The sequence below is a fragment of the Sphingomonas sp. CARO-RG-8B-R24-01 genome (genome assembly GCF_022662295.1).
In the GTDB taxonomy this organism is placed as follows: domain Bacteria; phylum Pseudomonadota; class Alphaproteobacteria; order Sphingomonadales; family Sphingomonadaceae; genus Sphingomonas.
Genome location: NZ_JAKNQI010000004.1, coordinates 269355 through 285000 on the forward strand (window position 1 = coordinate 269355; position 15646 = coordinate 285000).

A 15646-nucleotide genomic window follows, 5' to 3' on the forward strand; every position below is an offset into this window, starting at 1 on the left:
GCGCCGATGCAAAAAGGGCGCGCCCGTCGCCGGTCGCGCCCTTCAGTGCCGAAGCGGCGGGTCGCTTACTTGAAGCGAACGCCGATGCCGCCCATCACGCGCTGGCGCGACGTGTGGTCGTTATACTGCGAGTAGACATATTGTGCGTCGACATAGACCGGCAGGCGGCCCTGGGTGACGGTATATTCGACACCGCCGCCGACCTGATAGCCGGTGGTGTTGAAATGGTCGTAATAGGAACCGGTCCCGGTCGTCGCGTCGAACCGCTTGCGCTGTTCGTTGGTGACATAACCACCCTTTGCGAACACCAGCGCCTGCGGCGTGAGCAGGTAGCCGGCGCGGACGCCGACGCCGAATTCCTCGAACGACTTGTGGCAGACCGAACCGCCGATCGCACCGCCGCAATTCTCGTTGCCGCTGTCTGCCTTCCAGAAGGTCGCTTCCGGACCGACGACGATACGGTCGGCGATCACGCCGTCAAAGCCGATCGTCGCGCCGTAGCCGAACTTGTCGTGATGACGGCCCTGCGACTGAAAGCGATCGCCGCCGGCATTGCCTTCGAGGCGGAAGCCGCGGAACGCAGTGTTCGAACCGCTTGCGGTGGTCGTGGTATCGGTGGTCGTGGTCGTCACGTCCTGGGCCGAGGCGGCACCCGCCGAAAGGGCCGCTGCGGCGGCTGCTACCAACAAAATCGTGCGCATGTGTGTTCTCCGTTGAGGGGGCGCAAACCGGCCACAACACGAAGCGATCCCATCCAAAAGGAGGATCGGCAAAATGTGTTGCAATGCAGCAACAGGGCCTTGCGGAGCGCGGGAACCCTCCCAAGGCACCCGTTCGTCGCGAACCGGGGGGAGCATCGGCGGCTACGCACCCGGCAGTGGATTCAGCCGGTTGACTCCGCTTCGCGATCCGCGCGATATGGAACATAAGATGAACAAATATGACCGAGTCGATCGCCTCGCTGCGCCTTTTGAAGCGCCAGATTGCCGCCATAGAGCAGCGCGAGGGGCTGGGCGACTCCACGACTCATGCCGTTCGGGTGAGCACGGGACATGACGGGATCGACCAGGCGATCGCCGGCGGCCTCGCCCGCGGGCGGGTGCACGAGGTGTTCGCGCACGATCCAGCGGATGCGGGGAGCGCGACCGGATTCGTCGGGATGCTCGCGGTTCGGCTCGGTGGACCGCTGGTGTGGCTGCGGGAGGATGCGGCCGAAAAGCAGGGCATTCTTCATGCCAACGGGCTGGTCGAACTCGGGATCGACCCATCGCGCCTGATCCTGGGCGTGTTGCCCGATCCGCTCGCGGTGCTCCGCGCGGCGGCGGATGTGGTGCGGTGCGCAGCGGTGGGGGTCGCTGTGATCGAAATGCGCCGCAACCCGCCGATGCTCGATCTGACCGCGGGGCGCAGGCTTGCGCTGGCCGCGGAAAGTTCGGGCGTCACCGTGCTGTTGCTGCGGATCGATGCGCAGGCCTCGCCGAGTGCAGCGGATACGCGCTGGTCCGCCAGCGCGGCGGCGTCTGCGCCGCTCGAGGCCAATGCGCCGGGCTATCCGGCGCTGGAAGTAACGCTTTTGCGCCAGCGTGGTCGCCCCGGCGACGGGCGCTGGCTGGTGGAGTGGGACCGTGACCAAGCAAGCTTCCGCGCAGCGGATGCGCCGCGCCGATCCGATGGACGAGACCGTGTCATCATCCCGTCCCGAACCGGCACGGCGGCATCTGGCACTGTGGTTTCCCTTCCTGTCGAGCGACCGTTTCTGCCGGACGCAGGGTTCCGTCGCGCCGGCTGACGGGGGCGCCGACAGCAGGGCCGACGCGCCGTTCGTCTTCGTCGAGAAGCAGCGTGGCGCGATGCGGATCACCGCAGTCGATCCCCGCGCGCACGCGCTTGGCCTCGCGCCGGGCGTCGCGCTGGCGGATGCCCGCGCCGGCCTGCCCGATCTTGCTGCGCATGACGCCGCCCCCGCCGCCGACCAGGACTGGATCGAGCGGATCGCGGATTTGTGCGAACGCTATACCCCGATGGTCGCGCTCGACGAGGCAGATGGCGTCACGCTCGACATTACCGGCTGCGCGCACCTGTTCGGCGGCGAGGACGCTTTGCTCGCGGATGTCGAGGCGCGTCTCGCACCCTGGAGCGCACAGGTCCGCCATGCCGTCGCGGGCAGCCCGGATGGCGCGCAGGCGCTCGCGCGGTTCCAGACGATGCCCGCCGCGAGCGAGGCGGCGGCGTTGCGCCGGCTCGACGTCGCGGCGCTGCGGCTCCCCGAGGAGACTCTGGTCGCGCTGCGTCGCGCCGGGTTGAAGACGATCGGCGATCTCGCCGGGCGCCCCTCCGCGCCGATCGCCGCGCGCTTCGGCGAGGAGACGACCGAGACGCTCGCGCGGCTGCTCGGCGATATCGACAGCCGGATCCAGCCGCGACGGCGTCTTCCCGCACTGTTCTTCGAACGCCGCTTCGCCGATCCGATCGCGCGGACCGAGCATGTCCTCGAGGTGATCGCCGACCTCGCGACCGAGGCGGCGGCGGCGCTGGCCGAGCGGCACAAGGGCGGACGGCGCTTCGCCGCGCGGCTGTTCCGCAGCGACGGGCAGGTGCGCGATCTCGCGGTCGAGACCGGCCTGCCGGTGCGCGACCCGCCGACGCTGATCCGGCTGTTCCGCGAACGGATCGATGCGCTCGCCGATCCGCTTGATCCCGGCTTCGGGTTCGACATGGTGCGCTTCGTCGTGCCGCGGATCGAGGCGCTGGCGCCGACGCAATTGCAGCTCGAGGGCGGCGCGATCGGCGACGACGCCATGGCGGCGCTGGTCGACCGGCTCAGCACGCGCGTCGGGCGGACGCGAATCCGCCGCTTCGTCGCGCGCGACAGCCATATTCCCGAACAGGGCGTGCTGAGCATTCCGGCGCTCGACGCGCCGACCGCGCCCGTGCCCGCGTGGCAGAGCCTCGATGCGGGCGAGCCGCCGCTCCGCCCGATCCATCTGTTCGACCCGCCGCAACGAATCGAGGTGATGGCCGAAGTCCCCGACGGCCCGCCGCACCGCTTCCGCTGGCGGCGCACGCTGCATGACGTCACGCGGTTCGAGGGACCCGAGCGGATCGCCGCGGAATGGTGGCGCCGCGCCGATGGCGCCGGACTGACGCGCGACTATTACCGGATCGAGGATACGCGCGGGCGGCGTTTCTGGATCTTCCGCCACGGCCTGTACGATCGCGAGAAGCCCGATCCCGAATGGTACGTCCACGGGCTGTTCGCATGACCGGCTTTGCCGAACTGGTCGCGGCGAGCAACTATTCCTTCCTGCGCGGCGCGGCGCACCCGCATGAGATGGTCGCCGAGGCGCTGGCGCTCGGGCTCGACGGGATCGGGCTGGCCGATCGCAATACCGTCGCGGGGGTGGTGCGCGCGCATGTCGCGCTGGAGGCGGCGGTAAAGGAAGCCGCCGAGGCCGGCTTGCCCGACCTGCCGTTCCGGCTGGTCGTCGGCGCGCGCCTGGTGTTTTCGGACGATACGCCCGACATCGTCGCCTATCCCGCGACGCGGTTCGGCTGGGGGCGGCTGACCCGGCTGCTGACGCTCGGCAACCTGCGCGCCGAAAAGGGCGATTGCGAGCTGCATTTCGCGGACCTGCTCGATCATCACGAGGATCTGCTGCTGATCGTGCTCGGCGGCGAACGTGACCTCGGCGTGCTCCAGCAATTGCGCGCGGCGTGCGGGGACCGGGTGTGGCTGGGCGTAACGATGCTGCGGCAGGGGCGCGACCGGCGGATGCTCGCGCGGTTGCAGGCGGTGGCGCAAGCGGCGGGGGTGCCGCTGCTCGCGACCAACGACGCGCTTTATGCCGGGCCCGCACAACGCCCGCTGCACGACGTGCTGACCTGCATCCTCCACGGCACGACGATCACCACCGCGGGCAAGATCCTCGCCGCCAATGCCGAGCGGCATCTCAAGCCCGCCGACGAAATGGCGCGGCTGTTCCGCGATTGCCCCGATGCGGTCGCGCAGAGCGGCGTGATCCTCGACCGGATCGGCTTCACGCTGCGCGACCTCAGCTACGAATATCCGCACGAGCCGATCCCCGAAGGCTGGGACCCGCAGGACTGGCTCGAGCATCTCGTGCTCGAGGCGGCGCACGCGCGCTATGGCGCGACGCTGTCGCCCAAGATCGAGGCGCTGCTCGCGGAGGAGTTCCACCTGATCCGCAAGCAGAAATACGCCTTCTACTTCCTCACCGTCCACGATCTCGTCCGCTTCGCGCGCGCGCAGACCCCGCCGATCCTCTGCCAGGGGCGCGGGTCGGCGGCGAATTCGATCGTGTGTTTCCTGCTTGGCGTGACGTCGGTCGATCCGGTCCAGCACGACCTGCTGTTCTCGCGCTTCGTCTCGGAGGAACGCAGCGAGCCGCCCGACATCGACGTGGATTTCGAGCACGAACGCCGCGAGGAGGTGATGCAGTACGTCTATCGCCGCTACGGCCGCCACCGCGCCGGGATCGCCGCGACCGTGATCCATTACCGCCCGCGCAGCGCGGTGCGCGAGGTCGGCAAGGTGCTGGGCTTCTCGGAAGACGTCACCGCGCGGCTCGGCAGCACGGTGTGGGGCAGCTTCGCGAGCAAGCTCGAGGAGCGGCGCTATGCCGATGCCGGGCTCGACACCATCAACCCCGCGATCGCGCGGCTGAAGGGGCTGGTCGAGCAGATCCTCGAATTCCCGCGCCACCTGTCGCAGCATGTCGGCGGGTTCGTGCTGACGCAGGACCGGCTCGACGAGACCGTGCCGATCCACAATGGCGCGATGGCGGACCGCACCTTCATCGAATGGGACAAGGACGATATCGACGCGCTCGGGCTGATGAAGGTCGACGTGCTCGCGCTCGGCATGCTGACGTGCATCCGCAAGAGCTTCGACCTGATGCGGCGACACGGGCTCGGCGACCATGACCTCGAAGTGGACATCGCGGCCGACGATCCCGCGGTTTACGACATGCTGTGCAAGGGCGACAGCATCGGCGTGTTCCAGGTCGAGAGCCGCGCGCAGATCAACATGCTGCCCCGCCTCAAACCGCGCTCGCTCTACGATCTGACCGTGCAGGTCGCGATCGTCCGCCCCGGCCCGATCCAGGGCGAGATGGTCCATCCCTATCTCAGGCGGCGCAGCGGGATCGAGAAGGTCGACTATCCCTCGCCCGCCCCGCCGCACAATCCCAACGAACTGAAGGATCTGCTCGGCAAGACCTTCGGCGTGCCGTTGTTCCAGGAACAGGCGATGAAGCTCGCGATCGTGGCCGCGGCATTCACCCCGGTCGAGGCGAACAAGCTGCGTCGCGCGATGGCGACCTTCCGCCATACCGGCGGGATGGATGCGTTCCGCGTCAAGATGGTCGAGGGAATGGTCGGGCGTGGCTATGACCGCGATTTCGCCGAACGCGCGTTCCAGCAGATCGAGGGGTTCGGCAGCTACGGCTTCCCCGAGAGCCACGCCTTGTCGTTCGCGCGGCTGGTCTATGTCTCCTCCTGGATCAAATGCCACCAGCCCGCGGTGTTTGCCTGCGCGCTGCTCAATGCGCAGCCGATGGGCTTCTACGCGCCCGCGCAGATCGTCCGGGATGCGCGCGAGCATGGCATCGTGGTCCATCCGATCGACATCAACGCGAGCGACTGGGACAACAGCCTCGAGCCCGACGATGCCGGGGTGCTCGCCCTGCGGCTCGGCTTCCGCCAGATGGACGGCTTCCGCCAGGCCTGGGCCGATACGCTGGTCGCCGCCCGCGTGGCGGGCCCGTTCGGCTCGGTCGAGGCGCTGGCCCGGCGCGCGGCCCTGCCACAACGCGCGCTGCGGTTGCTCGCCGACGTCGATGCGTTCGGCTCGCTCGCGCTCGACCGGCGGCAGGCGCTGTGGGAAGTACGCCGCACGCCCGACGCCGCGCTCCCGCTGTTCGCCGCCGCCAGCGCGCGCGAACTGGGGGAGGAGCCCGACATGGCGCTCCCGCTGATGACGCCCGCCGAGGAAGTCGTGGTCGATTACAAGACGCTCAGGCTGTCGCTCAAGGATCACCCGATGACCTTCCTGCGCGCCGGGCTCGCCGCCGAGGGGATCAGCAGCTGCGCACAGACGACCGCCGCCAAGGCGGGCGCACGGGTACGGACCGCGGGAATCGTGCTGGTCCGCCAGCGGCCGGGCAAGGGCAATGCCATCTTCGTGACGATCGAGGACGAGACCGGGGTCACCAACGTCGTGATCTGGGCACGGCTGTTCGAGACGCTGCGGCGGCAGGTCATGGCGTCGCGGCTGATGCTGGTCGAGGGCGAGGTGCAGCGCAGCCCGGAGGGCGTCGTCCATCTGATGGCGAGCCGGGTGCTCGATCGTAGCGGCCTGCTCGACACGCTGGGGGATGAGGCGGCCCCGCCCCAATCGATCAAGCTGCCGCTCGCGCGCGCCGACGAGATGATCAAGCCGGTCCCCTCGCGGCATCCGCGCGACGCACGGCTGGTGCCCAAGTCGCGTGATTTCCATTGAGGACCAGCCTGGGATCGCCGGGAAGCATGTTCGACCTGCGGCGCGGTCAGCCAACCCAAATTCATCCGTCGCAAACCCGTCACCACGCTTGCCCATGCCCCCCGGCATCGGCCATTGGACGCGCATGACATTTCAAGTCGACATGGGGCTCGACACGGGCGGGCAACCGGTGCCGATCGATCTCGAGGAATTGCTGGCGACGCGACTGCTGGTCCAGGGCAATTCCGGCTCGGGAAAGTCGCATCTGCTGCGCCGCCTGCTCGAACGCAGCGCAGGCCAGGTCCAGCAGATCATCATCGATCCCGAGGGCGATTTCGTCACGCTCGCCGATGCCTACGGCCATATCGCGATTTCGGCGGCGGATTATTCGGTCGGCGAGATCGCGCGCTTCGGAACGCGGATCCGCGAGCATCGCTCGTCGGTGGTGCTCGATCTCGAAGGGCTCGAGATGGAAGGGCAGATGCGCTGCGCCGCCGCCTTCCTCTCCGCACTCTTCGATGCGCCGCGCGAACACTGGTTTCCCGCGCTCGTCGTGGTCGACGAGGCGCAGGTGTTCGCGCCGTCGATGGGCGCGGAAGTGACCGAGGAGGTCCGCCGCGCGTCGCTCGGCGCGATGACCAATTTGATGTGTCGCGGGCGCAAGCGCGGGCTCGCCGGGATCATCGCGACACAGCGGTTGGCGAAGCTTGCCAAGAACGTCGCGGCAGAGGCCTCCAACTTCCTGATGGGGCGCACCTTCCTCGACATCGACATGGCGCGTGCGGCCGACCTGCTCGGCATGGAGCGGCGGCAGGCCGAACAGATCCGTGATCTCCCGCGCGGCACCTTCCTCGCGCTCGGGCCCGCGGTCAGCCGCCGTCCAGTGTCGATCAAGGTCGGATCGGTCGAGACCGGGTCGCGCGGCGGCGGGCCGGTCCTGACCCCGCTCCCGTCGGCACCGACCGGCGAGATGAAGCAGTTGCTGCTGCTCGGGCTCGAGGAACCGATGCCCACCCCGCCACCGGCCCCGCGCCCCGCGCCCGCCGCCAAGGTGATCGACCGGATCGCGGCGGACTCGGTCCCCGATCCCGTTCCCGAGGTGCCGCGCCACACCGCGGAGGAACTCGCTGCTGTGGTCCGCGACGTGCTGTCCGCGATCGTCGAGGATCCGGATTCGACCGCGCGGCCGGCGGCGATCCTGTACCAGGATTTCCAGGTCCGCTGCCGGATGGTCGGCGTGTCGCCCGCGCCGCTCGACCCTTCGGGGTTCGCGCGGCGGCTGGCAGCGGCGCGCGCGGGCATTCTCGACGGGCTCGACGGCGACTGGGCGGAGGCGATCGCGACCGCGCACGAACTCCCCGACGAAATGCTCGGCGCGTTCCTGCTCGTTGCGAAGGCCGCGCGCGAGGGGATGCCATGCCCGAGCGACGCCGAGATCGCGCAGACCTACGGCACCAGCTCGCTCGGCCGCGCGCGGCGCGTGCTCAGCTATATCGAGGGGCGCAACCTGTTCGTCACGCGGATCGACCTGGCGGGGAAGCGCTCGGTCACGATCCCGACGCTCGGCTGGACGACGCAGCCCGCCGATGCCGGATGAAATCGCCGTCATCCGTGATCAGAGGCCTTTGAATCGCCCCGATTCTGGTGCAGCGCGGAAATACGCGCTCTGGGCACTGTATTGATGGCATCGACGTCCTACCATTCCACCTCCGATCGACGTCGGATTCGCGGCATCGTGCTTGCGCTGATTGTCGAGGGACTTGTCGCGCTTTTGCTGCTGCAACTCGGCACCGGGGTCTTCACGCCGCCCAAGCCACAGCGTGAACTCAAGACCTTCGAAGTCCCGCCCGAGGCACCCGCGATCGGCCCCAAGCCGACCCAGCCGACGCGCAAGCCGACCAAGCAGAAGGCGGCGACGACCACGACGTCCCCGGCGCCCCCTCCGCCGGTCGCACCGCCGCCCGTGGTCACGCCCGTCCGCCCGAAGTTCATCGAGATGAGCCACGACGAATTTGCTGCCTCGGACATCGGCAAGATCCCGTCGCATCAGGGCGAGGGGGACGCCGAGGGCAAGGGCAAGGACAGCGTCGCGGCTTATGGTCCGGGCGAGGGGCCGGGGGGCGCGGCGCTGTATAACGCCGAATGGTATCGCGAGCCGACCCATGCCGAGCTCGCCACCTATCTGCCCGCCGGGGTGCAGACCGGCTATGGGCTGATCGCCTGCAAGACGATCCCGGATTACCACGTCGAGAATTGCCGCTCGCTCGGCGAATCGCCGCCCGGATCGGGCCTGTCGCGCGCGCTCAGGTTGGCGGCGTGGCAGTTCCGCGTGCGACCGCCACGGATTGGCGGCAAGCCGCTGATCGGGGCATGGGTACGGATCCGGTTCGACCTGACGGTCGGGGTGAAGGACAACTGACGTCTTGTGCTCCTGCGAAGGCAGGAGCCAAGAGGTACAGGCGCCATGTTCCGTTACCCCGGGTTCCTGCTTCCGCGGGAGAACGGGCGCCTAAGCGGGGATCCGTTCCAGAAATCCGCGCACGTCGTCGGCAATCTCCACGGCCTTGCCCGTCGGCAGGTGGACGTTGACGACGGTCATCACGATCACCGTGTGCAAGTCCCCCGTCTCCGCATGGCAGAGCTCGAACGTCTGCGTCAGGCTCGACCGGCCGATCCGCTCGATCCGCACGAACGCCTCGACCGTGTCGCCCAGCACAAACGGCTTGAGATAGTCGATCGCCGTGTGGCGAACATGGAATTCGGTCGAATGCCACGCGTCACCGAGTGCCGCGCCGATCCCGCTCCAGTCCCAGAATTCGGTGACCGCGACATCGGCATATTCGAGGTAGCGCGAATTGAACACCACGCGCTGGCCGTCGATCTCGGCATACCGCACGCGGAATCGCGTCGAAAAGGCAAACCCTTCGCGCATCTCAGAACAGCAGCTTGATGCCGACGACCGCCAGCACGACCGCGAGAATGGGGCTCAGTATGCGGTCCGAGACGCGCGTCGCGATCAGGCTCCCGACGACGATCCCGGGGATCGATCCGAGCAGCAGCGAGACGAGCAGCGCGCCATCGACCGAGCCGAGGATCCAGTGGCCGATGCCGCCGAGCAGGGTCAGCGGTACCGCATGCGCGATGTCCGATCCGACCAGCCGGTTGATCGGCAGCGTCGGGTAGAGGATCAGCAACGCGGTCATTCCGAGTGCCCCCGCACCGACCGAGGTCAGCGACACCAGCACGCCCAGCACCGCGCCGAGCACGATCGTCAGGCGGGCCTGCCGCCGCGTGCCGACCATGCCCAGCCGTTGCGCCAGCGCGGCGACGATCCGCCGCCGCAGCAGCGTCGCGATCCCCGACAACAGCAACGTGATCCCGAGCACGACCGAGATGACATGCCCGGTGTTCGCCGACCGCTCGCCTTCATAATGGAGGATCACCAGGGTCAGCAGCGCCGCGGGCACGCTGCCTGCGGCAAGCCGCCCGACCACGCCCCAGTCGACCGTGCCGCGCCAGCCGTGCACGGTCGTCCCGACGGTCTTGGTCGCGGACGCGTAGAGCAGATCGGTCCCGACCGCGGTTGCGGGATGGAAACCGAAGACGAGCACCAGCAGCGGCGTCATCAGCGATCCGCCGCCGACGCCGGTCAGCCCGACGACCAGGCCGACGAGGACGCCGGCCATCGAATACAGGGGATTGATCATCCGGCTGGGGTCAACCGGCCTTGGCGCTTGGCGTGTTGACGCCCATCGACTGGAGATACTTCTTCACGTTGCGCGCGGCCTGCCGCAACCGCTGTTCGTTCTCGACCATCGCGATCCGCACAAAGCCTTCTCCGTTCTCGCCATACCCAACCCCTGGCGCAACCGCGACGTTGGCGCTTGTCAGCAATTGTTTGGAGAACTCAAGGCTACCTAGGTGCGCGAGTGCTGGCGGAAGCGGTGCCCAGGCGAACATCGAAGCGCGCGGCGAGGGAATATCCCAGCCGGCACGGCCGAAGCTCTCGACCAGCACGTCGCGGCGCTTGTGGTACAATTGACGGTTGGTCTCGACGATGTCCTGCGGCCCGTTGAGCGCGGCGCATGCCGCCGCCTGGATCGGGGTGAATGCGCCATAATCCAGATAGGATTTCACCCGCGCCATGGCGGCGATCAGCTTGGCATTGCCGACCGCGAAGCCGATCCGCCAGCCCGCCATCGAATAGGTCTTGCTGAGCGAGGTGAATTCGACCGCAATGTCCTTCGCACCCGGCACCTGCAGGATCGAGGGCGTCGGGTTTCCGTCGTAATAGAGCTCGGAATAGGCGAGGTCGGAGAGGATCCAGACCTGATTCTCCTTCGCCCACGCGACGAGACGTTCGTAAAAGGCGAGGTCGACCGCCTCGGCGGTCGGGTTGGACGGATAGTTGACCACCAGCACCGACGGGCGCGGGACGGTGAACGCCATCGCGCGTTCGAGCGATTCGAAATAGGCTTCGTCGGGCGTGGTCGGCACCGCGCGGATCGTGGCCCCTGCAATGATGAACCCGAAGGTGTGGATCGGATAGGACGGGTTGGGCGCGAGCACGACGTCGCCCGGCGCGGTGATCGCGGTGGCGAGGCTGGCGAGCCCTTCCTTCGATCCCATCGTCACGACCACTTCGGTCTCGGGATCGAGATCGACCCCGAAGCGGCGACCATAGTAATTCGCCTGCGCCTTGCGCAGCCCGGGGATGCCCTTGGACTGCGAATAGCCGTGCGCGTCGGGCTTGCGCGCCACCTCGACGAGCTTGTCGATGACATGCGGCGGCGGCGGCAGATCGGGGTTGCCCATGCCGAGATCGATGATGTCCTCGCCGCTCGCACGCGCCGCCGCGCGCATCGCGTTGACTTCGGCGATGACATAGGGCGGCAGGCGTTTGATGCGGTAGAAATCGTCGGACATTGCGCGAAACCCGGCTTGAGGAGACCGATCCTTACGCCAATCGCACGCGCTTCGTCACCCCAGAGCTGTCGCGGGGGGTAATGCGGGCTATTCTTGCCGACTTCCCTCTGTCCGTTCGTTTCGAGCGAAGTCGAGAAACCGGGCACAGTGCAGGTTTCTCGACTTCGCTCGAAACGAACGGGAGGTAGATCCGAGTCAGCATAGTTCGGAACTTCCCAATGCGCCCAAGCGGTTGATAGTCGGCGCGATCCGGCATGACGGCGCCGCGCACGCGCGGTAGAAGAGCGCAAACAGGATCGAGGATGCCATGGCTGATTCGGATACGACCCAACCGACCGGCGCGCTGCCCAGCCTCGCCGACATGCAGCACTGGACCTGGGTGCTGGGCCGCGCGCAGCAGATGATGCTCGAGCAGGGGCTGGCGACGATGACCGCGGGCGACGCGCTGCTTCCGCCGATCCCGGGGCTGACCGATCCTGCGACGATCGCGCGCACGCGTGATTTCTGGACCGACAGCCTGACGCTGTGGCAACGCATGCTCGATCCGGCGACGCCTGCCCCGCGCGCCGAGTCGCCCGACCAGGCGCGCGACAAGCGCTTCAAGGACAGGCGCTGGCACGAGGACCCGGTGTTCGACTTCATCCGCCAGAGCTATTTCCTGGTGGCGGACACGATGCTGGCGCAGGTCGATGCGCTGCAGGGCGTCGACGAGCGGCAGCGCGAGCAGATGCGTTTTGCGGCGCGCGGCTTCCTCGATGCGATGAGCCCGACCAACTTCCCCGCCACCAACCCCGAAGTGCTCGAGAAGACGATCGCGACGCGCGGCGAGAATCTGCTCAAGGGGTTGCAGAACATGCTCGCCGATCTCGGCAAGGGGCAGCTGACGCATACCGACCAGAGTGCGTTCGAGCTCGGCCGCAACATTGCGATGACGCCAGGCAAGGTGGTGCTGCGCACCGACCTGTACGAGCTGATCCAGTACAGCCCGACGACCGAGACCGTACTGGCGACGCCGCTGGTGATCTTTCCGCCGTGGATCAACCGCTTTTACATCCTCGACCTCAGCCCCGAGAAGAGCTTCATCCGCTGGGCGGTGGAGCAGGGGATCACGGTCTTCATGGTGTCGTGGCGCTCCGCCGACGCGACGATGAAGCATGTCGTGTGGGACGATTACATCGCCGCGCAGATCGAGGCGATCGACACCATCCGCAGCGGGCTCGACGTGCCGGCGGTCCATACCATCGGCTATTGCGTGGCGGGGACGACGCTGGCCGCGACGCTCGCGATCCTCGCGGCGCGGGGCGAGGCGGACAAGGTCGCGAGTGCCACTTTCTTCACCGCGCAGGTCGATTTCGAAAAGGCGGGCGAGCTGCTCCATTTCGTCTCGGACGAGCAGCTCGCGCTGATCCGTTCGCTGACGCCGGACGGCTTTCTCGACGGGCGCTACATGGCGGCGGTGTTCAACCAGCTGCGCGGGCGCGACCTGATCTGGAACTATGTCACCAACAACTACCTGCTCGGCAAGGACTATGCGCCGTTCGACCTGCTTCACTGGAACGGTGATACGACCAACCTGCCGGCGGCCTGGCACATCGCCTATCTAACCGACCTGTACCGCGACAATCGCCTCGCCAAGCCCGGCGAGATGACCGCGCTCGGCACGCCGATCGACCTGTCGAAGGTCGCCACGCCGGCCTATATCCAGGCCGGGCGCGAGGATCATATCGCGCCGCCCGAAAGCGTCTGGGCGATGATGCGGCACCTCACCGGACCGCGGCGGTTCGTGCTTGCCGGATCGGGGCATATCGCGGGTGTGGTGAACCCGCCTTCAGCCGGGAAGTACCAATATTGGCGCAATGACACCCCCGTCGACGATTTCGAGGCGTTCGTTGCCGGAGCGCGGGAGACCAAGGGCAGCTGGTGGCCGGACTGGCTGGAATGGCTTCGCGCGATCGGGCAGGAGCAGGTTCCCGCAACCGGATCACGTACGCCGGGGGAGGGAATGCTCGTCCCGCTCGGCGATGCTCCGGGAATCTACGTACGAACCCGATAAGTGAGCCTTTTCAGACCCCTGACATGTCGAAATCTGGATGCTGCACTGCAACACGCCTGTTGCAACTAGGATCATTTTCAACTATATTGCACTGCAACAACAGCGTTGCAGGAGAAACGGTCATGGCCACCAAAGGCCCTAAGTCCGCCCCGTCCAAGGGAATTGCAAAGTCGATCGCATCGGCTGCCGGCAGCGAGTCGGACGTGCCACCGGTACCGTTTGTTGCCTCACCCACCGCGACGCCCACCGCTATCGCCAAGCCGGTCGCGAACAAGCCCGCGCCGAAGCCTGCGGTAGCTCCCAAGGCTTCGCCCGACGTTCGCGATCTCGCCAAGGTCGTTGCGCCAGTCGGCGTGCCGTCGCCGTCACCGGAGCCGGTGGCTCAGGCCGAGCCGGCGACCCCGTCGCCTGTCGTTGTTGCCGGGCCGGTTGCCCCGGAACCTGTTTCACCTCCAACCCCCGCCATCGCGCCCGCGACGGCCGTCATGCAGAAGGAAATGAGCACCATGGACGCCACGATCAATACCGCTGCCGACACCGCGCAGACCCAGGCGAAGACGATGTTCGCCGACGTCAACGATCGCGCGAAGACCGCGATGGAGAAGGGATCGAAAATGATCGCCGACATGAACGAGTTTTCGAAGGGCAACCTCGAAGCAGTCGTCGAGTCGAGCAAGATCGCTGCGAAGGGCGCCGAGGACATCGCGCGCTATACCAGCGATTATGTCCGCTCCACGGTCGAGAAGGCCAGCACCACCGCGAGCCAGTTCGCGTCGATCAAGTCGCCGACCGACTTCTTCAAGCTGCACAGCGAGATGACGAAGCAGGCGATGGATTCGATGATGGCCGAGACCGCCAAGTTCACCGAAGGCTATGTCAAGCTGCTCGGCGAAATCGCACAGCCGATCTCGAACCGGGTCGCGGTTGCGGTCGAAAAGGTCAAGGTCGCCGCCTGAGCGTTCCCTTTTGTAACGGCAAAGGGCGGTTCCGGATCGGAGCCGCCCTTTTCGTTTGCGCGAACCCCTTGCCCTGACCGGTTGCAATGCCATATTTTAGCGCTGCATGACCCACCCCTTTCTCATCTCCATGGCTGAGCGCCGCGACGACGGAACCGACGATTCCGATCGTGATGGCAGCACCGGAGTCGCCACGCGGACGCGCTCCAAGACCAAGCAGCCGACGCCGTATCGGGTGTTGCTGCTCAACGATGATTATACGCCGATGGAATTCGTCGTGCTCGTGCTCCAGCGATTCTTCCGCATGGACATGGAAGCGGCGACTCGCGTGATGCTCCACGTGCACCAGAAGGGCGTCGGCGTGTGCGGCATCTTCAGCTATGAGGTCGCGGAGACCAAAGTGGCGCAAGTGCTCGACTTCGCGCGGCAGAACCAGCATCCGTTGCAGTGCATGCTCGAAAAGGCCTGACCCTGCGGTCGGGGCGTCAGCGCCCCGCGGGAAGCCAGCCCAGGTCCAGGTTGGCGTAGCGATCGACGAAATTGGCGGCACGGGTCAACCCGCGCTCGTCGAGGAACTGGACCCGTCCTGCTTCGCGCGCGATCATCCCCTCCTCCTCGAGCTGCCGAAGCATCCGGTTCACGTGAACCGCCGTCAGCCCCGTGGCATCGCCGATCTCCTCCTGCGTCAGGCCGAGCGTGAAGCTGCTCGTGACGGTACGGTCCAGCACCCGGATCCGGTTGCGGATCTCGATCAGGATCGCCGCTACGCGCGTCTTGGCGGAGGTTCGTCCCAGCGCGGCCAGCCGGTCGGTCAAGGCGGCGCGTTCGATCTGGTTGTAGACCAGGATCAGCGCGGCGATCCGGGGGTGTTCGAACATCAGGGCGCTGAGTGCGGTCCGCTCGAACGGGCAGACCACGCAATCGCTCAGCGCGGTGATCGTCTCGGTCGCATCCCCGTAGATGATGTTCGACACCGCAAGCAGGTCTCCCGCGAAATGAAACCGCAGGATCTGGCGGCTGCCGTCGTCCAGCAGGACCGAGCTCATCACCGTGCCCTTGCGCAGGATATAGATTTCGTTCGCCCGGTCGTTTTCGCGTTGCAACGTCATGTTGCGCCGAAGCGCCCGCTCGCGCTCCTCGAGGCGCCCGAGCGCCTCTTGCTCCGACGCCGTCAGTTCAACCACATCGCCGAGACGCTCGGCGAAACAACTT

At 67.1% G+C, this 15646-nt stretch carries 13 protein-coding genes; 8 read left to right on the forward strand and 5 right to left on the reverse strand.

Features of this window, described 5'->3' with window-relative positions; all coding sequences use genetic code 11:
* Positions 1 to 65 precede the first annotated feature (65 nt).
* On the reverse strand, positions 66 to 701 hold the full coding sequence (locus L8G49_RS10900) for a porin family protein (protein WP_242185673.1): 636 nt from the start codon (positions 699 to 701) through the stop codon (positions 66 to 68).
* A gap of 239 nt (positions 702 to 940) precedes the next feature.
* On the opposite strand from L8G49_RS10900, the gene L8G49_RS10905 reads away from it, so the two are divergent.
* The 5 genes from L8G49_RS10905 to L8G49_RS10925 all read left to right on the forward strand — a co-directional run bounded on the left by L8G49_RS10905 (position 941) and on the right by L8G49_RS10925 (position 8918).
* Positions 941 to 1789: a hypothetical protein gene (locus L8G49_RS10905; protein WP_242185674.1), complete on the forward strand. Its 849-nt coding sequence runs from the start codon at positions 941 to 943 to the stop codon at positions 1787 to 1789.
* A complete protein-coding gene (locus L8G49_RS10910; RefSeq protein WP_242185753.1) occupies positions 1671 to 3263 on the forward strand; it encodes a DNA polymerase Y family protein in 1593 nt (530 codons plus the stop codon). The genes L8G49_RS10905 and L8G49_RS10910 overlap by 119 nt, the downstream gene beginning before the upstream one ends.
* A complete protein-coding gene (locus tag L8G49_RS10915; protein ID WP_242185675.1) occupies positions 3260 to 6520 on the forward strand; it encodes an error-prone DNA polymerase in 3261 nt (1086 codons plus the stop codon). Before L8G49_RS10910 ends, L8G49_RS10915 begins: the two co-directional genes overlap by 4 nt.
* A 124-nt stretch (positions 6521 to 6644) precedes the next feature.
* Positions 6645 to 8096, forward strand: coding sequence for an ATP-binding protein (locus tag L8G49_RS10920; RefSeq protein ID WP_242185676.1), 1452 nt, complete (start codon positions 6645 to 6647; stop codon positions 8094 to 8096).
* Positions 8097 to 8234: 138 nt separating this feature from the next.
* The gene (locus tag L8G49_RS10925; RefSeq protein ID WP_242185677.1) at positions 8235 to 8918 is read left to right on the forward strand and encodes a hypothetical protein; all 684 of its coding nucleotides are present in this window, start codon (positions 8235 to 8237) and stop codon (positions 8916 to 8918) included.
* 90 nt (positions 8919 to 9008) lie between these two features.
* Here L8G49_RS10925 and L8G49_RS10930 read toward each other — a convergent pair whose 3' ends face one another.
* The 3 genes from L8G49_RS10930 to L8G49_RS10940 are packed head-to-tail and all read right to left on the reverse strand — an operon-like array spanning position 9009 to position 11425.
* Positions 9009 to 9431 carry a thioesterase family protein gene (locus L8G49_RS10930; protein WP_242185678.1) on the reverse strand — a complete coding sequence of 141 codons (423 nt, stop codon included), beginning with the start codon at positions 9429 to 9431 and terminating at the stop codon, positions 9009 to 9011.
* Between the two features lies 1 nt (position 9432).
* Complete coding sequence (locus L8G49_RS10935) at positions 9433 to 10206, reverse strand: sulfite exporter TauE/SafE family protein (protein WP_242138159.1); 774 nt, start codon at positions 10204 to 10206, stop codon at positions 9433 to 9435.
* 10 nt (positions 10207 to 10216) lie between these two features.
* Positions 10217 to 11425, reverse strand: coding sequence for an LL-diaminopimelate aminotransferase (locus tag L8G49_RS10940; RefSeq protein ID WP_242185679.1), 1209 nt, complete (start codon positions 11423 to 11425; stop codon positions 10217 to 10219).
* Positions 11426 to 11732: 307 nt separating this feature from the next.
* On the opposite strand from L8G49_RS10940, the gene phaC reads away from it, so the two are divergent.
* From phaC to clpS, 3 genes are all read left to right on the forward strand, one after another.
* Complete coding sequence (gene phaC / locus L8G49_RS10945) at positions 11733 to 13478, forward strand: class I poly(R)-hydroxyalkanoic acid synthase (RefSeq protein WP_242185680.1); 1746 nt, start codon at positions 11733 to 11735, stop codon at positions 13476 to 13478.
* A 122-nt stretch (positions 13479 to 13600) separates the two neighbouring features.
* Positions 13601 to 14434 carry a phasin family protein gene (gene phaP / locus L8G49_RS10950; RefSeq protein WP_242185681.1) on the forward strand — a complete coding sequence of 278 codons (834 nt, stop codon included), beginning with the start codon at positions 13601 to 13603 and terminating at the stop codon, positions 14432 to 14434.
* A 130-nt stretch (positions 14435 to 14564) separates the two neighbouring features.
* Complete coding sequence (gene clpS, locus L8G49_RS10955) at positions 14565 to 14903, forward strand: ATP-dependent Clp protease adapter ClpS (RefSeq protein ID WP_131533747.1); 339 nt, start codon at positions 14565 to 14567, stop codon at positions 14901 to 14903.
* Positions 14904 to 14919: 16 nt separating this feature from the next.
* Here clpS and L8G49_RS10960 read toward each other — a convergent pair whose 3' ends face one another.
* Positions 14920 to 15618 carry a Crp/Fnr family transcriptional regulator gene (locus tag L8G49_RS10960; RefSeq protein ID WP_242185682.1) on the reverse strand — a complete coding sequence of 233 codons (699 nt, stop codon included), beginning with the start codon at positions 15616 to 15618 and terminating at the stop codon, positions 14920 to 14922.
* Positions 15619 to 15646 lie beyond the last annotated feature (28 nt).